Below are 13,692 nucleotides of genomic sequence, written 5' to 3'. Positions count from 1 at the left end.
CCGTGATGCGTCAGCGCAGGGTCGCGCGGGCCTGCTCGCGGGCCCACCCGTCTGCGGCCAGCACGTCGTCCACGGTGAGCTCGGCGATCTGCGGCTGCTCGTAGGAGGCGAGTACGGCGGCCACGGTGTCGACGATCTCGACGAACGGCAGGTCACCGGCCAGGAACGCGTCGACGCACACCTCGTTGGCCGCGTTGTAGACCGCGGGCGCCGTACCGCCACGGCGTCCGGCCTCGCTGGCCAGGCCCACGGCGGGGAACGCCTCGTGGTCGAGCGGGAAGAACTCCCAGGTCTCCGCCTTGGTCCAGTCGACCGGCGGTGCGGCGTCGGGCACCCGGTTCGGCCAGTTCAGGCCGAGCGCGATCGGGATCATCATGGTCGGTGGGCTGGCCTGCACCAGCGTCGAGCCGTCGTGGAACTCGACCATCGAGTGCACCACCGACGTCGGGTGCACCACGACCTCGATGTGGTCGAAGTCGATGCCGAAGAGCAGGTGCGCCTCGATCACCTCGAGTCCCTTGTTGACCAGGGTCGCCGAGTTCACGGTGATCACCGGGCCCATCGACCAGGTCGGGTGGTTCAGCGCCTCCTCGCGGGTCACCCCGGCCAGCTCCTCACGGGTGCGGCCGCGGAACGGCCCACCGCTGGCGGTGAGCACGAGTCGGCGTACCTCGTCGGGGCTGCCGCCGCGCAGGCACTGGGCAACAGCCGCATGCTCGCTGTCCACGGGCACGATCTGGCCGGGCCGCGCACGCGAGGTGACCAGCGGGCCGCCGATGATCAGCGACTCCTTGTTGGCCAGCGCGAGGGTGTTGCCCGCGTCGAGCGCGGCCAGCGTGGGGCGCAACCCCACGGCACCGGTGATGCCGTTGAGCACGACGTCGCACTCGAGCCCGGCGGCCTCGGTCGAGGCGTCCTCCCCCAGCCCGGAGTACGCCGGCGCGAACTCACGCACCTGCGCGTCGAACAGCTCCTCGTGGGAACCACCGGCGGTCAGCCCGACCACCCGGAAGCGGTCGGGGTTGGCCCGCACCAGCTCGAGGGCCTGCGTGCCGATGGAACCGGTCGAGCCGAGGACGACGATGTCGCGAGGTGAAGTCACCCGGCCAGTCTTTCAGGTTGCCGGGACGCGCTCAGGCCAGCCCGTTGTCCGCCGTACGGGCGGGGCGTGAGCCGGTGAACAGCCAGGCGTCGAAGAACGCGTCGAGGTCCTCGCCGCTGACCGACTCGGCCAGTGCGGTGAAGTCTGCGGTGGAGCCGTTCGCCGGGCCTCGCACCCAGGCGCGCAGCAGTGCCTTGAAGCCGTTGTCGCCGATGCGGTGGCGCAGCGCCTGCATCGTCATCGCGCCGCGGTCGTAGATCGGTCCGTCGAAGAGGCGGCCCGGCCCCGGGTCGCCGATCTTCAGCTTCCAGAAGTCCGAGTTGGCGGGGATCGACTCCCAGGTGCTGAGCAACCACGCCTGTGGGGTCGCCTCGCCACCGTTGCCGGACCAGAGCGTCTCCAGGTAGGTCGCCGGGCCCTCGTTGAGCCAGATGTCGCGCCAGTTGTCGACGCTGACACGGTCACCGAACCACTGGTGCGCCAGCTCGTGGACCACGAGCCACGTCGACTCCCTGCCGCCGACGGACGGGTAGGTCGGGCGGGTCTGGTTCTCCAACGCGAAGCCGGCGTCGAGCGACGTGGTGAGCCCGCCGGTGGTCGAGAACGGGTAGGGGCCGAGCCAGCCCTCGAGCCAGGCGATCACCCTGGGCGTCTGGCGCATGAGGGCGGTCGACTCGGTGCGTGAGTAGGGGTCCAGCTCCTTGGAGACCGCGTTGAGCCAGGGCAGTCCGTCCGCGGTCCGGCCCCGCTCGATCGTGTAGCGGCCAGCTGCGAAGAACGCGAGGTACGGCGCCATCGGCTCGTCGGCCCGCCAGTGCCACACGGTCCACCTCGTGCCGCGGGTGATTGCCTTGAGCTTTCCGTTGGAGATCGCCTGCAGGCCACGCTCGACGGTGATGCGCACGTCGAGGACGGCCTTGTCGCGCGGGTGGTCGTTGGCGGCGAACCACCACGCCGCCATCTGGGGTTGTCCCATCGCCACGACCTCGCGGCGGTTGCCCTGCCAGGGTCGCTCGCCGCCCCACGAGATGGCGCCGGGCCTTCCCGCATAGGCGACGCGTACGACGAACGACGCGTCGTCCGCAATCGGTGTGCGAGGCCTGATCTGCACCTCGTGGCGGTTCGTCCGGCTGAACGCGGCCCGGTGGCCGTTCACCGACACGGCTCGCACCGGAAGCACGAGGTCGACGTTGAACCGGCTCAGCGACTGGCCGGCGACGGCCCGGAAGGCGGTCACGCCGACCAGCCGGCCGGTGTCGAGCTCGACCCGGTTGCGCACGTCGTAGTGCCCCACGTCGTAGCCGCCGTTGCCGTACTGCGGGAAGTAGGAGTCGCCCATACCCGCCGACCCCGGGGTCGGTGCCTGGCTGCCGGCCGTCGCGGCCGTCGTGCCACCGATCAGGCAGCCCAGCGCGACTGCGGCTGCGGCTGCTCGCTTGATGCTGCGGGGCTTCGCAGCGCGACGTTTCCCGCGCGGCTTCACGACGCGCGGCGTCACGACGTACCGCTTCACGATGCGGCGCCGAGTGACACCGGTCGCCCCGAGACGAGGGCGGCGAGCGCGGTGCCGAACCGGCTCGGGTCCGTCAGGGCGCTCGCGATCGGGACCGGCTCGTCGAGCACGAACGCGATCGAGCTCGGTGCGACGGGCTCGCAGCCCGCCGGATCCGTGCGGCCGGCCTTGACCGCGATGTCCCAGGCGACCTCGCGGGTCTCGTCAGAGGGCTCGATGCCGGAGAGGATCGCCGCCGCCGGGGCGTGTTCGCCAGGGTGCAGCGCGGTGTCGGTGACCACGAGGTGGGGCGCGAACTCGTCCACGCGCCCGTCGTCGAGCACGACGCAGGTGGCGCCGAGGCGGGCGGACGCCAACAGCACCAGCAGCTCGCGCAGCGGGTCGGCGAGGAGCACACCGACGTGCTGGCCGGGTTCCACGCCGAGCCCGCGCATCGCCCCCGCCAGCGCACCGGACTGCTCGAGCAGACCGGCGAAGTCGAGGGAGGTCTCCCCTGAGACGGCCGGGTCGGCCGCTCCGCCGCGGATCACCCGCACGTCGACCGCGTTGTAGGCGAGGTTCAGGGTGCCCTCATCGCCGTCGGTGGGCGTCTTGAACCACACCAGCTCCACGTCGTACTCCTCGAAAAGAAAACCGGTTGCGAACGACCGGACCCGTGCGGGAACGTTCTAGCCGAAGCGTACGGCGTCAGGCCGTGCCCGTTGAGAGGAGCCGTGACATGTCGATCGATGTCTTCGGTCTGCCCACAGACCTTTTCTCTCACTTCTGGAGCACACCTGATGATGCACGACTTCGCGGGACCCCACTCTGACCCCGCATCGCACGACAGCACACCGCACGACAACCGTCTCGACGGCATAGATTCCACCTTCGTCTTCGAGTTCGAGCAGCTCGACGAGCCCGACGACGCGAACCAGCGTTGGTCGACGTGGCTCTCCGTCGAGCCGCTGTGCCGCGGACCCAAGCCCCGCCCCGACTGGGTGGTGACGTCTCAGGGCGCCATCGACACCGAGCTCGGCATCCTCAAGACAGGCAAGGAGGCGGAGGTCTTCCTGGTCGAGCGCGGCGTCCCGGGCGGCGAATCCGTGGTGATGGCTGCCAAGCGCTACAAGTCCCGCGAGCACGCGGCGTTCCACCGCAGCGGCGCCTACACGGAGGGCTGGTCGACCCGGCGCTCACGTGACGCCCGCGCGATCAAGGCCAAGTCGACGTTCGGACGCGAGGTCGCCTCCGGGCAGTGGGCCAACTCCGAGTGGACCGCGCTGAAACGGTTCTGGGAGGCCGGGGTGCCGGTCCCCTACCCGGTGCAGATCGACGGCACGGAGATCCTGATGGAGTTCATCTCCGTCGACGACTCCCCCGCGCCGCGGCTGGCCCAGACCCGGCCGGCTCCCGACCTGCTGGAGCACTACTTCGAACAACTGCGCTCGGCGATGGAGGCGCTGGCTCGCGACGGTGTGGCGCACGGCGACCTGTCGCCGTACAACATCCTGGCGGCGGGCGAGCGCCTGGTGATCATCGACCTGCCGCAGGCCGTCGACATCGTCGGCAACGCCCAGGGCATGGACTTCCTGATGCGTGACTGCGCGAACGTCTGTGCCTGGTTCCGGCGGCGGGGCCTCGAGGTCGACGAGCACGAGCTGTTCGGCGAACTCCTGGCCCAGGTCTTCTGAGCCGGCATTCGCATTCGCGTTCACGCACGCTCATGCGTTCGCGAGAGTTGCAGTGCGTACCTGTCCGCAGTCGGGCCTCGTACGAACTGCAGCTCTCGCGGCGGCTCGGGCCGACCAGCGGGTGGTTTCGAGACGAGCCCTCGCCCGGCGGCAGGGCGGGTACGGTCAGCGCCGTGGATCTCTACGACGCCATCCGACGCCGCCGCGACACCCGCGCCGAGTTCACCGGCGAGCCCCTCGACGACGAGGTGCTGACCCGGGTGCTCAGCGCTGCGCACAGTGCGCCGAGCGTCGGGATGAGCCAGCCGTGGGACTTCGTGCTGGTGCGCGACCCGGCGAAGCTGGATGCGTTCCACGAGCACGTCGCCACCGAGCGTGAGGTCTTCGCGGCCTCGCTGGACGGTGAGCGTGCGTCCACGTTCGGAGGCATCAAGATCGAGGGGATCCGCGAGTCGGGGCTGGGTGTCGTCGTCGGCTACGACCCGACCCGGGGTGGCGACAACGTCCTGGGTCGCCACGCGATCGCGGACGCCGGCCTCTATTCGGTCTGCCTCGCGATCCAGAACCTGTGGCTGGCCGCAACCGCCGAGGGGCTCGGCGTCGGGTGGGTGAGCTTCTACCGCGAGGAGTTCCTCTCCGGGCTGGTCGGCTTCCCCGAGCAGATCCGACCGGTCGCATGGCTGTGTCTGGGCACCGTGGCCGGCCTGCCCGACGTGCCGGACCTCGAGCGCTTCGGCTGGCGGCACCGCTCCCCCCTCGAATCGGTGCTGCACGAGGATTCCTGGAGCCACTAGCCTCGGCGTCATGCACAAGCGACGGGGACGCGTGGTCGAGGTCGAGACCCTCGAGGAGTTCGACCGACGCATGTCGGGAGGCGTCACGTCGATGACCGGCTGGCACCTGCAGTCGATCGACCTGTCCGGCCGCAGCGACGAGCTGCACCGGGTCCGCGTGGCGGGTGCCCTGTTCCTCGGCTGCACGTTCGCGCCCGGCGACGAGGACGACGTACGCACCCGCGGGGCGATCGTCTTCCCGGTGGTGCCCGACGTCCCGGTCGACACCTACCGCGGCACCCTCTACTCCCCCGCCGAGCTCTACGACACTGCGCCGTACGACGCCTGCCTGGACGCGCGCGTCTATGCCTGGTCGAAGCAGCCGCCTGACCTCGACGTGACGCTGGCCCAGGCCCTGCACGACCACGCCATCGACAACGCTCTCGGCAGCTGGCGCACCGGACGGCGGCTGGTCGGCGTGATGGGTGGTCACGCATTGCAGCGCGGTGAGCCGGCGTACGCCGACGCCGCGAACCTCGGGCAGCTGCTCGCCGCTGACTGCACCGTCGCCACCGGCGGCGGCCCCGGCGCGATGGAGGCTGCCAACCTCGGTGCCTGGATGGCGAAGCGCACCACCGACGATCTCCAGTCAGCGTTGACGAAACTCGCCGAAGCGCCGGGCTTCCGGCCCGACATCGGCGAGTGGGCGGCGGCCGCTTTCGACGTGCTCGAGGAGTTCCCGGACGGTACGTCGTCGCTGGGCATCCCTACCTGGCACTACGGCCACGAACCGCCGAACGCCTTCGCCAGCAGCATCGCGAAGTACTTCCGCAACGCGACTCGTGAGGCGATCCTGCTGCAGGTCTGCGATGCCGGGATCGTGTTCCTGCCCGGCGCGGGCGGCACGGTGCAGGAGATCTTCCAGGACGCGTGCGAGAACTACTACGCCGACGAGTCCTCCGTGGCGCCGATGGTGCTGGTCGGCGTGGAGCACTGGACCAGGACCGTGCCGGCCTGGCCGCTGCTCGGCGCACTGGCCGCCGGTCGTCCCATGGAGCCGCACGTGCACCTCGTCGACACCGTCGAGGAAGCCGCCGAGCTCGTCCTCCGCCTCCCCCAACCGTAGATTCTTGATGCGCGAACCGTGTGTTTTTGATGCGCGAACCGCGTGCTTTTGATGCGCGAACACCGGATCCTTGGTGGCTCGGTGGTTGAGGAGGTCGCCGTGCGCCTGTCTCGAAGCCACCCCACCCGCCACCCTTCGCTGGTTGAGGAAGTCGCCCTGCGACTGTCTCGAATCCACTCGAGAAAATAGTTCGAGGAATCTTCTCCGGGGCCTGTGGACAACGACTTTTCGGGGTGTCGACTGTCGGTGGTCCCTGAGTCGACGACCTCGAAGGCGCGGTCCTGCTCGACCTGATCACCGACGCCAAGGACACCGCCTGGCGTGCCGAACGCCGCAAGCTCCGCCTCGCCTACCAACTCTGCGTCACCAACCCCGCCGGCCCCGGGGTGGACCCGGCGACCTGGGGTGACGGGATCCCCGGACTGGCCGACTACGACCAAGCCCTCGGCGGGGAAGGAACACCCTTGGTGGCGGCGTTCGTGACCGAGTCCTGGGCCACCGCCACCGCCGTGTCCTCCTGGACCGCAAAACGACTGCTGGCCAACACCCTGGACCTGCACCACCGGCTCCCGCTCACCTGGGCCGCCGTCGATGCGCTCGAGCTCGAGGCCTGGCGGGGCTGCAAGATCGCCGAAGACACCCACAACCTCTCCGCCGAGGCCGCCGAGTGGATCGACACCGAACTCGCCCGACTGGGCAGGTACGGGATCCCGACCATCGAGAAGACCATCAGGTCGGCGATCGCGAAGTTCCACCCCGACAAACTCGACAACGACCCGTCCCCGGTGCCCGGGAAGGACCAGTGGGACGTCACCATCGACCACAACGCGGGTGCAGGCAACGGCACGTCACGGCTCGATGCGATGGGGGCACGCCGTCCCCGGTGCCCGGGAAGGACCAGTGGGACGTCACCATCGACCACAACGCGGGTGCAGGCAACGGCACGTCACGGCTCGATGCGATGGGTGACTCGTTGGACCTGGCGAAGTTCCACGACCTGATCTCTGATGAAGCCACCACCATGGGCAAGTTGGGTGACACCGACACCCTCGGGCAACGCAGGGCCAAGGCCCTCGGCGTGATCGCGGACCGGCAGGCCAGCGCCGACCTCCTCGGCCTGATCCCCGACGGCGATGGCGACGGTGCTGGTGAAGGTGATGGCGAGGGCGGTCACGGTGCAGGCAAGAAGGTGATGCCGCGCAAGTCCTACCTCAAGACCCGGCTCTACATCCACGTGAACCTCGCCGACCTCGCCACCACCGGCACCCACGGCGCCTCCGCAGGCACCGGCGCGCCGCGCAAGTCCTACCTCAAGACCCGGCTCTACATCCACGTGAACCTCGCCGACCTCGCCACCACCGGCACCCACGGCGCCTCCGCAGGCACCGGCGGCCACGAGCCGGCACCAGGCATGGCGGACACGAACCTGTTCGGCGCCGTCACGACCGAGAAGATCCTCGACTGGCTCCGCGACCTCGGCCCCGACGCCACCCTCACCCCAGTCATCGACACCAACCGGGCCTGGGCAGTCGACCAGCACGACCCACCCGAAGCCATGCGCAAACAAGTCCTCACCCGCGACCGGCACTGCGTCTTCCCGCACTGTTCGGTTGATTCGAGGCGTTGCGACCTCGACCACATTGAGTCCTACGACGACACCGGGCCACCGGGCCAGACCAGCCCCGACAGGCTCGCCCCGTTGTGCCGACGACATCACCTCGCCAAAACCCACGGCAGATGGTCCTACGTCAGGAACAAGGACGGAACCTATACCTGGACCAACCAATACCGCCGGACCTGGCTGGTCACCACCTACGGGACCATCGAACTCCCCACCAACTGAACCCGACACCTGCAGCCTCATCCACAGCAGATTCGTCCGCAGCAGCCTCGGGAACAGCACAAACAGCACCGGCCCCACAGCACCACCAGCGCAAGCCCCGCCCCCACAGAACACGGTGAACGGGGCTACCGCCACGCCCACACCCGACCCCACCGCCGTCCTCACCGCCCGCCTGGCCCTATTGCCCTGACCCGGCATGGTTTCGAGACGGCGGCCGCCTCCCCAACCACCGACCTAGGCCTGGTTTCGAGACGGTCCCTAGCGGGACCTCCTCAACCATCGGGGAAGACCCTCGGTCAGCGCGCAGCCACCAGCGGACCCTCCGTGGTGGCTGATGGCTCCTGAGCGTCGACTGGACGACCATCAGCCACCAGCGAAGTCTTCGCACGCACCAACCTGGTTTCGAGACGGCGCTGGCGCGCCTCTACCACCGAGGGTGGTGCGCCTCCTCCCTCGCCGGGTGGGTGCGGAGCAGGCGATTCCTCAACCACCGAGATTGCCCCGCGGCCGGCACATGGTGGCCGGTGAGCTGGTCGTTCAGCAGTAACTGAGGGGTCCTCACGATCCTCAGACCAGCGCTGGGCCACCTCTGAAGGGGCACGCGAGGCGGAAGGCCTGCTCGACCAGGGGACCTGCCGTCACCACTCGTAGCCGGGATCGGAGTCGTAGTCGTAGTCCTCGAAGTCCTGGGACTTCTTGCGGTCGACCCGGCCCTTGTCGTTGCGCTTCTCGAGCTTCTCCTTCTGCTTCTTCAGCTTCTCCTGCTTCTTCTTTTCCTTCTTGTCGTCCTTCTTCGGCGGAGGCGGGTTCTCCTGCTGCTTCTGCTTCTCCTGCTCGATCTTCTGGCGCAGCCGCTCGTCGACCGCCTTGGCGTCGTCGGTCCGCTCCCCCGCATCCGTGGGACAGTCGGCCTCGGCCAACGCGTCGCGACCGGTCTGCCACGACTTCAGCGCAGCCTCGCCGTCCGGTTTCTCCGCGGCGGTGTCGCCCAGCACCTCGTGGACCAGTGCGATGTTGATCCGGACCGTGCATTCCTTGTCGTCCGGGACGTCCTTCAAGGCGTCGTCGTACTTCTCCAACGCGCCGTCGTAGTCCTCGTCGCGCTGCTTGGCGGCGCCCTCGTTGAACGGCGAGATCCATGCCTCCATCACGTTCAGCGACGCGTTGTCGCCGAATGCCTTGGCGGCCTTGGAGAACTTGTCCTTGTCGTACGCCGACTGCCCGTCGGCCTGGGCCGAGAGCATCATGCCGACCTTGGTGACGAACAGCAGGGCCGCCAGCAACGGCACAATGCCCAACAGGAACAGGCGATTCCGCCATCTACGGCGGGCGGGGTTCGTGCTCACAGCTGCTTCAACTCCCGTCGGGCCGCGTGGAAGCCTCGCCAGGCGAGGGCCAGTTCGATCAGGGCAAGGACGAACAGCCCGAGGGCGAACATCCAGTAGACCTCGTTCTTCGTCGCGAACTCGTCGTCCTCGTTGCTGAACGACTGGTCGACGTCGTCGGCCCACTTGTCGAGGCCGCCGACCGCCTCGCGGTGCTGGTACGTCGCGCCCATCTCGCCGGCGATCTTGGTCAGGTTGGGCTCGTCGAGCTTGGACAGCGCGTCCTGCTGGGTCGCGTCGTCGTAGATGTAGGAGTCGATGTCGGCCTCCGGGTCGACGGGCATCTTGCCGCCGGACTCGGTGCCGTAGCCCAGCACGATGCCGCCGTCGACCAGGTCGTCGATGTCGTCGAAGGACCGCTGCTCCACGCCGTCGCGGGTGTTCTCCCCGTCGGTGGCGAAGACGACCAGCCGCTTGCGCTCAGGGTGGCGCTTCTTCGCACCGGCCAACGACTCCGTCATCACCTCGAGCGGCATGTCGACCAGGGAGCCCTCGCCGTCGAAGGCACCCTCGACGGTCATCACCTCGGCCGCGGCCAGGAACGCCTGCGAGTCACTCGAGTACGGCAGCTCCGTGCGCACGAAGGCGCCGAACGTCACGAGGGAGAAACGGGCGCCCGGGAACTCCTCGGTCAGCTCCTTCAGGTCCGCCTGCACGCCGTTCAGCCGCGGCTCGCTGCCGTTCCAGTCGAGCGCCGACATGCTCGTCGTACGGTCGACCACGACCAGGATCTCGAGGTCGGAGGTCTTCGCCTTCGCAGGCACGGTGCCGTAGCCCGGACGGACGAGAATTCCCACCAGCGCCGCGACCATCAGGATCCGGAGCAGCCACGCCGTGCGTTCGAGCGGTCGGCGTACGACGAAGAACAGGCACAGGGCGACCAGCACGACCGCGCCGACGGCGATCAGCCATCCGGGCGCGAAGGGGCGGTAGGTCAGCTCGAGGGCGATCATGCCCGCCTCCTGATGCCGGCCAGCACGACCAGGAGCACGCCGGCCGACACCAGTCCCGTGCCGAGCGCGGGCTCGTCGATGACGGTCACCCGGGCAGGTTCCTTGCTGCGCGCAGCCTCGAGTTCGTTGATGCCCTCTGCGATGGAGTTGGTCGAGCCGTCGCTGCCCATCACCGAGAACGTGCCTCCGGTGTTCTCCACCGCAGACGTGAAGCCCTCGACGGCGCCCGGCAGGACCGACATCTCTCGAGTGCCGAGCCCGTAGACGACGACGTCGTGCTCGGCCGCGTAGTCGGAGGCCTCGGGCAGCGTGAAGATCGGCTTGCCCTGCGGGTCGTTGTCGGAGGCCAGCACGATCGCCCGGCCGCGTTCCTCGTCGGGTCGGTCGAACCGGTCGACGCACGAGACGAGCCCGTCGCTGATCAGCGATCCGCTGTTGCCGTTGCCGACCAGGGTGCCCGCGACGTAGTCGTAGTCGTAGCTGGCGAACTTGTCGGCCGCCGTCTCGAGCTGCTCGAGCACGAAGTCGTAGTCGTCGGTCAGCGGGAAGACCGTCACCGAGGCGTTGTGCCAGATGGTCAGGCCGATCCGCTCGCCGTCGAGGCCCTCGCTGATCTTGGCGAACTCACGGGCCAGCTCCTCGTCGTACTCGGTCATCGAGCCCGACACGTCGAGGCAGAGCATGATGTCTCGGTTGCTCACGTCGGGCTGGTGGCTGTCGGTCGAGGTCAGCCGCGAGCTCAGCAGGATCGTGCCACCGAGCAGGAACAGCACGGCCACCACGCGGGCCAGCATCTCGAACTCCCTGCGCCGCGCCAGCACCCGGAACCGCGGGATGCGGCGCAGTCGTGCGGCATGCGCCACGAGCACGGCGTTGCGTGGCGTACGGCGGAACGGGGTCGGGAACAGCCAGACCACCAGCCACACCAGCACGATCACCATGAGGGTGATCGCCAACCAGGTCCACTTCAGTTCCATGACGACACCAACCCACGGGCTCGGTTCAGGGTCGTGCCGAAGGGCTCGACGGCGGTCGAGTCAGGAGCGAACTCGGGTGGATAGATCAAGGCGATCGTCTCGGCCAGGTGCGGCACACCGGCGGCCCGCAGGTCGGCCAGCGCCATCGTGTGCGCGGGCATGCCGGACACGGCCGAGACGAAGTCCCTGATCACCGAGCTGAGCTGCTGGTAGCCGACCCGCTCGGCCAGCTGTCCGGCGTACACCTGGTGACCGATGCGGTCCAACTCGCCCATCGCGCGGGTCCGGGCGGTGGGCACGTCGCCGGGCTTCAGCGGCTTGGGGCCGCCCGCGTGCGACCAGAGCAGCACGCCCAGGTAGAACAACGCGACCAGGGCGAGCGCCCCGATCGCGAACCAGAGCCACTGCGACGAGTAGTCGACCGGGCCCGAGAACTCATCGGCGTCCGGCATGGCGGTGCCTCTCGAGCAGCTTGAGGACGGCGCGGATCGCGCTGGCGTCGTCGTGCACGGTCTCGTGGACGATGTTGAGCGCGTCGAGCTCGCGACGCATGTTGGTGGCCTGCCCGGTCAGCAGTGCGGCGTACTCGCGGCGCAGGGCCTCGTCGTAGCGCGCCCATTCGGGCACCACGTGGCCGGAGTCGATGTCGACGACATTGCCGTTGCTGTGGATCGTGGTCGGGTCGAGGTCGCCGATCGAGACGAACAGCAGCTCGTGCTGCACCGTGAGCCGGCGCAGGACCGCACTGAGCTCGGGATCGATCGTGTACTCGTCGGAGATGACGACCAGGATCGTGCGCCGCCGCACGGTGCGTGCGACGTACTTCAGCACGGCCGTCAGGTCGGCCGGCGGACCGGTCGGCAGCGTGTTGTCGTGGATCGCGCCCAGCCGCCGCTCGAGGTTCAGCTCACCGCTGGCCGGCGGCATCTGGTGCTGCTCGACGGAGTCCCCCCAGGCCAGGGACACCCGGTCACCGTGGCGTACGGCGAGGTAGCCGACCACCCCGGCCACCATGACCGCGAGGTCGCGCTTGGGCACGTCGAGGTCGTTCATCGCGGCCATGCTGCGGCCGGTCGAGGCGACCATCAGGATGGTGTGCTTGCGGGCCGCGGCGTAGCGCTTGATCAGCAGGGCACGGCTGCGCGCCGAGGCCTTCCAGTCGATGTCCTTCACGTCGTCGCCGCGCACGTATTCGCGCAGGTCGTTGAAGTCCATGCTGCGACCGGTGTGCATCGAGGCGTACTCACCCTCGAGCAGGCCACGCACCTTGCGGTGGGCATGGATCGACATGCGGGCCTTGACCCGGGTCAGATGGGCAGTCATCACACGCGCCGATCAGGGTGACGGGACGGCCGCGAAGACGGAGTCGATGACCATCTCCGGCCGCACGCGCTCGGCCAGCGCCTCGAAGTTGAGGTGGATGCGGTGCCGGAGGATCGAGTGGCGCAGGTGGCGGACGTCCTCGGGGATCACGTGGTTGCGACCGGCGAGCACGGCCAGCGCGCGGGCCACCTGGTAGAACGCGATCGTGCCTCGCGGGCTGGCGCCGATCTCGACGAACCGACCCTGCTCGGGGCCGAGCACCTTCTCGGTCTCGCGGGTGGCGTGCACCAGCGCGACGATGTAGCGCTTGATCACCGGGTCGACGTACACCCGCTCGACGAGGCGCTGCAGGTAGCCGACCTGTTCCGGGGTGACCACGGACGCGACGGTGCTGCCGGTGCCGAGGGCGCCGCTGTCGTAGCGGTCGAGGACCTCGAGCTCCTCGGTGTCGGAGGGGTATTCCACGACCTCCTTGAGCAGGAACCGGTCCATCTGGGCCTGCGGGAGGACGTAGGTGCCCTCCTCCTCGATCGGGTTCTGCGTGGCCAGCACCATGAACGGTGTCGGTAGCGGGTGGATGACGCCGGCGATCGAGGTCTGCCGCTCCTGCATCGCCTCCAGCATCGCGGACTGGGTCTTGGCGCTGGCACGGTTGATCTCGTCGAGCAGCACGAAGTTGGCGTGCACCGGGCCGAGCTGGGTCTCGAACTCGTGGTTGCGCGGGTCGTAGACCTGGGTGCCGATGATGTCGCTGGGCAGCAGGTCGGGGGTGCACTGGATGCGGGCGAAGTCGGCACGGATCGCCTTGGCCAGGGTCGAGGCGGCCAGCGTCTTGGCCAGCCCCGGAACGCTCTCGAGCAGGATGTGCCCTTCGGCCATCATCGCCACGAGCAGCGAGGTGCGCAGCTGCTCCTGGCCGACGATGCGCTTGGAGAACGCCCCGGAGATCTCATCGAGGATCCCCTTGGCCTTGTGCAGCTCGACCGGTTCGATCGTGCGGGGGCGTGCCGACATGCGTGATCCT

14 protein-coding genes are annotated in these 13,692 nt (G+C 68.9%); 5 read left to right on the top strand and 9 right to left on the bottom strand.

Features of this window, described 5'->3' with window-relative positions:
* Positions 1-10: 10 nt before the first annotated feature.
* From dxr to ASD30_RS02365, 3 genes are read right to left on the bottom strand one after another with little or no spacing between them, the layout of a single operon-like run.
* Entirely contained in the window at positions 11-1,102 is a 1,092-nt protein-coding gene (dxr, locus tag ASD30_RS02375; protein WP_056676404.1) for a 1-deoxy-D-xylulose-5-phosphate reductoisomerase, read from the bottom strand.
* A gap of 31 nt (positions 1,103-1,133) precedes the next feature.
* Positions 1,134-2,615, bottom strand: a complete 1,482-nt coding sequence (locus ASD30_RS02370) for a M1 family metallopeptidase (RefSeq protein ID WP_056676401.1) — start codon at positions 2,613-2,615, stop codon at positions 1,134-1,136.
* The gene (locus ASD30_RS02365; RefSeq protein WP_056676398.1) at positions 2,612-3,226 is read right to left on the bottom strand and encodes an AMP-binding protein; all 615 of its coding nucleotides are present in this window, start codon (positions 3,224-3,226) and stop codon (positions 2,612-2,614) included. Before ASD30_RS02365 ends, ASD30_RS02370 begins: the two co-directional genes overlap by 4 nt.
* A gap of 168 nt (positions 3,227-3,394) precedes the next feature.
* Here ASD30_RS02365 and ASD30_RS02360 point away from each other — a divergent pair, with 168 nt between their 5' ends.
* The 5 genes from ASD30_RS02360 to ASD30_RS02340 all read left to right on the top strand — a co-directional run bounded on the left by ASD30_RS02360 (position 3,395) and on the right by ASD30_RS02340 (position 8,030).
* The gene (locus tag ASD30_RS02360) at positions 3,395-4,288 is read left to right on the top strand and encodes a serine protein kinase RIO (protein WP_056676395.1); all 894 of its coding nucleotides are present in this window, start codon (positions 3,395-3,397) and stop codon (positions 4,286-4,288) included.
* 173 nt (positions 4,289-4,461) lie between these two features.
* Entirely contained in the window at positions 4,462-5,082 is a 621-nt protein-coding gene (gene bluB, locus ASD30_RS02355; protein ID WP_056676393.1) for a 5,6-dimethylbenzimidazole synthase, read from the top strand.
* Positions 5,083-5,092: 10 nt separating this feature from the next.
* On the top strand, positions 5,093-6,187 hold the full coding sequence (locus ASD30_RS02350; protein ID WP_056676390.1) for an LOG family protein: 1,095 nt from the start codon (positions 5,093-5,095) through the stop codon (positions 6,185-6,187).
* A gap of 467 nt (positions 6,188-6,654) precedes the next feature.
* Complete coding sequence (locus tag ASD30_RS02345; RefSeq protein WP_156393490.1) at positions 6,655-7,188, top strand: hypothetical protein; 534 nt, start codon at positions 6,655-6,657, stop codon at positions 7,186-7,188.
* A complete protein-coding gene (locus ASD30_RS02340; RefSeq protein ID WP_056676388.1) occupies positions 7,149-8,030 on the top strand; it encodes an HNH endonuclease signature motif containing protein in 882 nt (293 codons plus the stop codon). The genes ASD30_RS02345 and ASD30_RS02340 overlap by 40 nt, the downstream gene beginning before the upstream one ends.
* A 638-nt stretch (positions 8,031-8,668) precedes the next feature.
* Here the strand turns inward: ASD30_RS02340 and ASD30_RS02335 are convergent.
* From ASD30_RS02335 to ASD30_RS02310, 6 genes are read right to left on the bottom strand one after another with little or no spacing between them, the layout of a single operon-like run.
* On the bottom strand, positions 8,669-9,376 hold the full coding sequence (locus tag ASD30_RS02335; RefSeq protein ID WP_156388614.1) for a hypothetical protein: 708 nt from the start codon (positions 9,374-9,376) through the stop codon (positions 8,669-8,671).
* Complete coding sequence (locus ASD30_RS02330) at positions 9,373-10,368, bottom strand: vWA domain-containing protein (RefSeq protein ID WP_056676386.1); 996 nt, start codon at positions 10,366-10,368, stop codon at positions 9,373-9,375. Before ASD30_RS02330 ends, ASD30_RS02335 begins: the two co-directional genes overlap by 4 nt.
* Entirely contained in the window at positions 10,365-11,345 is a 981-nt protein-coding gene (locus tag ASD30_RS02325; protein ID WP_056676383.1) for a VWA domain-containing protein, read from the bottom strand. Before ASD30_RS02325 ends, ASD30_RS02330 begins: the two co-directional genes overlap by 4 nt.
* Entirely contained in the window at positions 11,336-11,797 is a 462-nt protein-coding gene (locus tag ASD30_RS02320) for a hypothetical protein (protein WP_056676380.1), read from the bottom strand. Before ASD30_RS02320 ends, ASD30_RS02325 begins: the two co-directional genes overlap by 10 nt.
* The gene (locus ASD30_RS27810) at positions 11,781-12,668 is read right to left on the bottom strand and encodes a DUF58 domain-containing protein (protein ID WP_056890746.1); all 888 of its coding nucleotides are present in this window, start codon (positions 12,666-12,668) and stop codon (positions 11,781-11,783) included. The genes ASD30_RS02320 and ASD30_RS27810 overlap by 17 nt, the downstream gene beginning before the upstream one ends.
* A 12-nt stretch (positions 12,669-12,680) precedes the next feature.
* Positions 12,681-13,682: an AAA family ATPase gene (locus tag ASD30_RS02310; RefSeq protein WP_056676375.1), complete on the bottom strand. Its 1,002-nt coding sequence runs from the start codon at positions 13,680-13,682 to the stop codon at positions 12,681-12,683.
* Positions 13,683-13,692: the final 10 nt, after the last annotated feature.

It is taken from the genome of Nocardioides sp. Root140, assembly GCF_001426745.1.
Taxonomy (GTDB): domain Bacteria; phylum Actinomycetota; class Actinomycetes; order Propionibacteriales; family Nocardioidaceae; genus Nocardioides.
The sequence above is the reverse complement of the archived record's forward strand: the minus strand, read 5'-3'. Positions and strand labels throughout refer to the sequence as shown.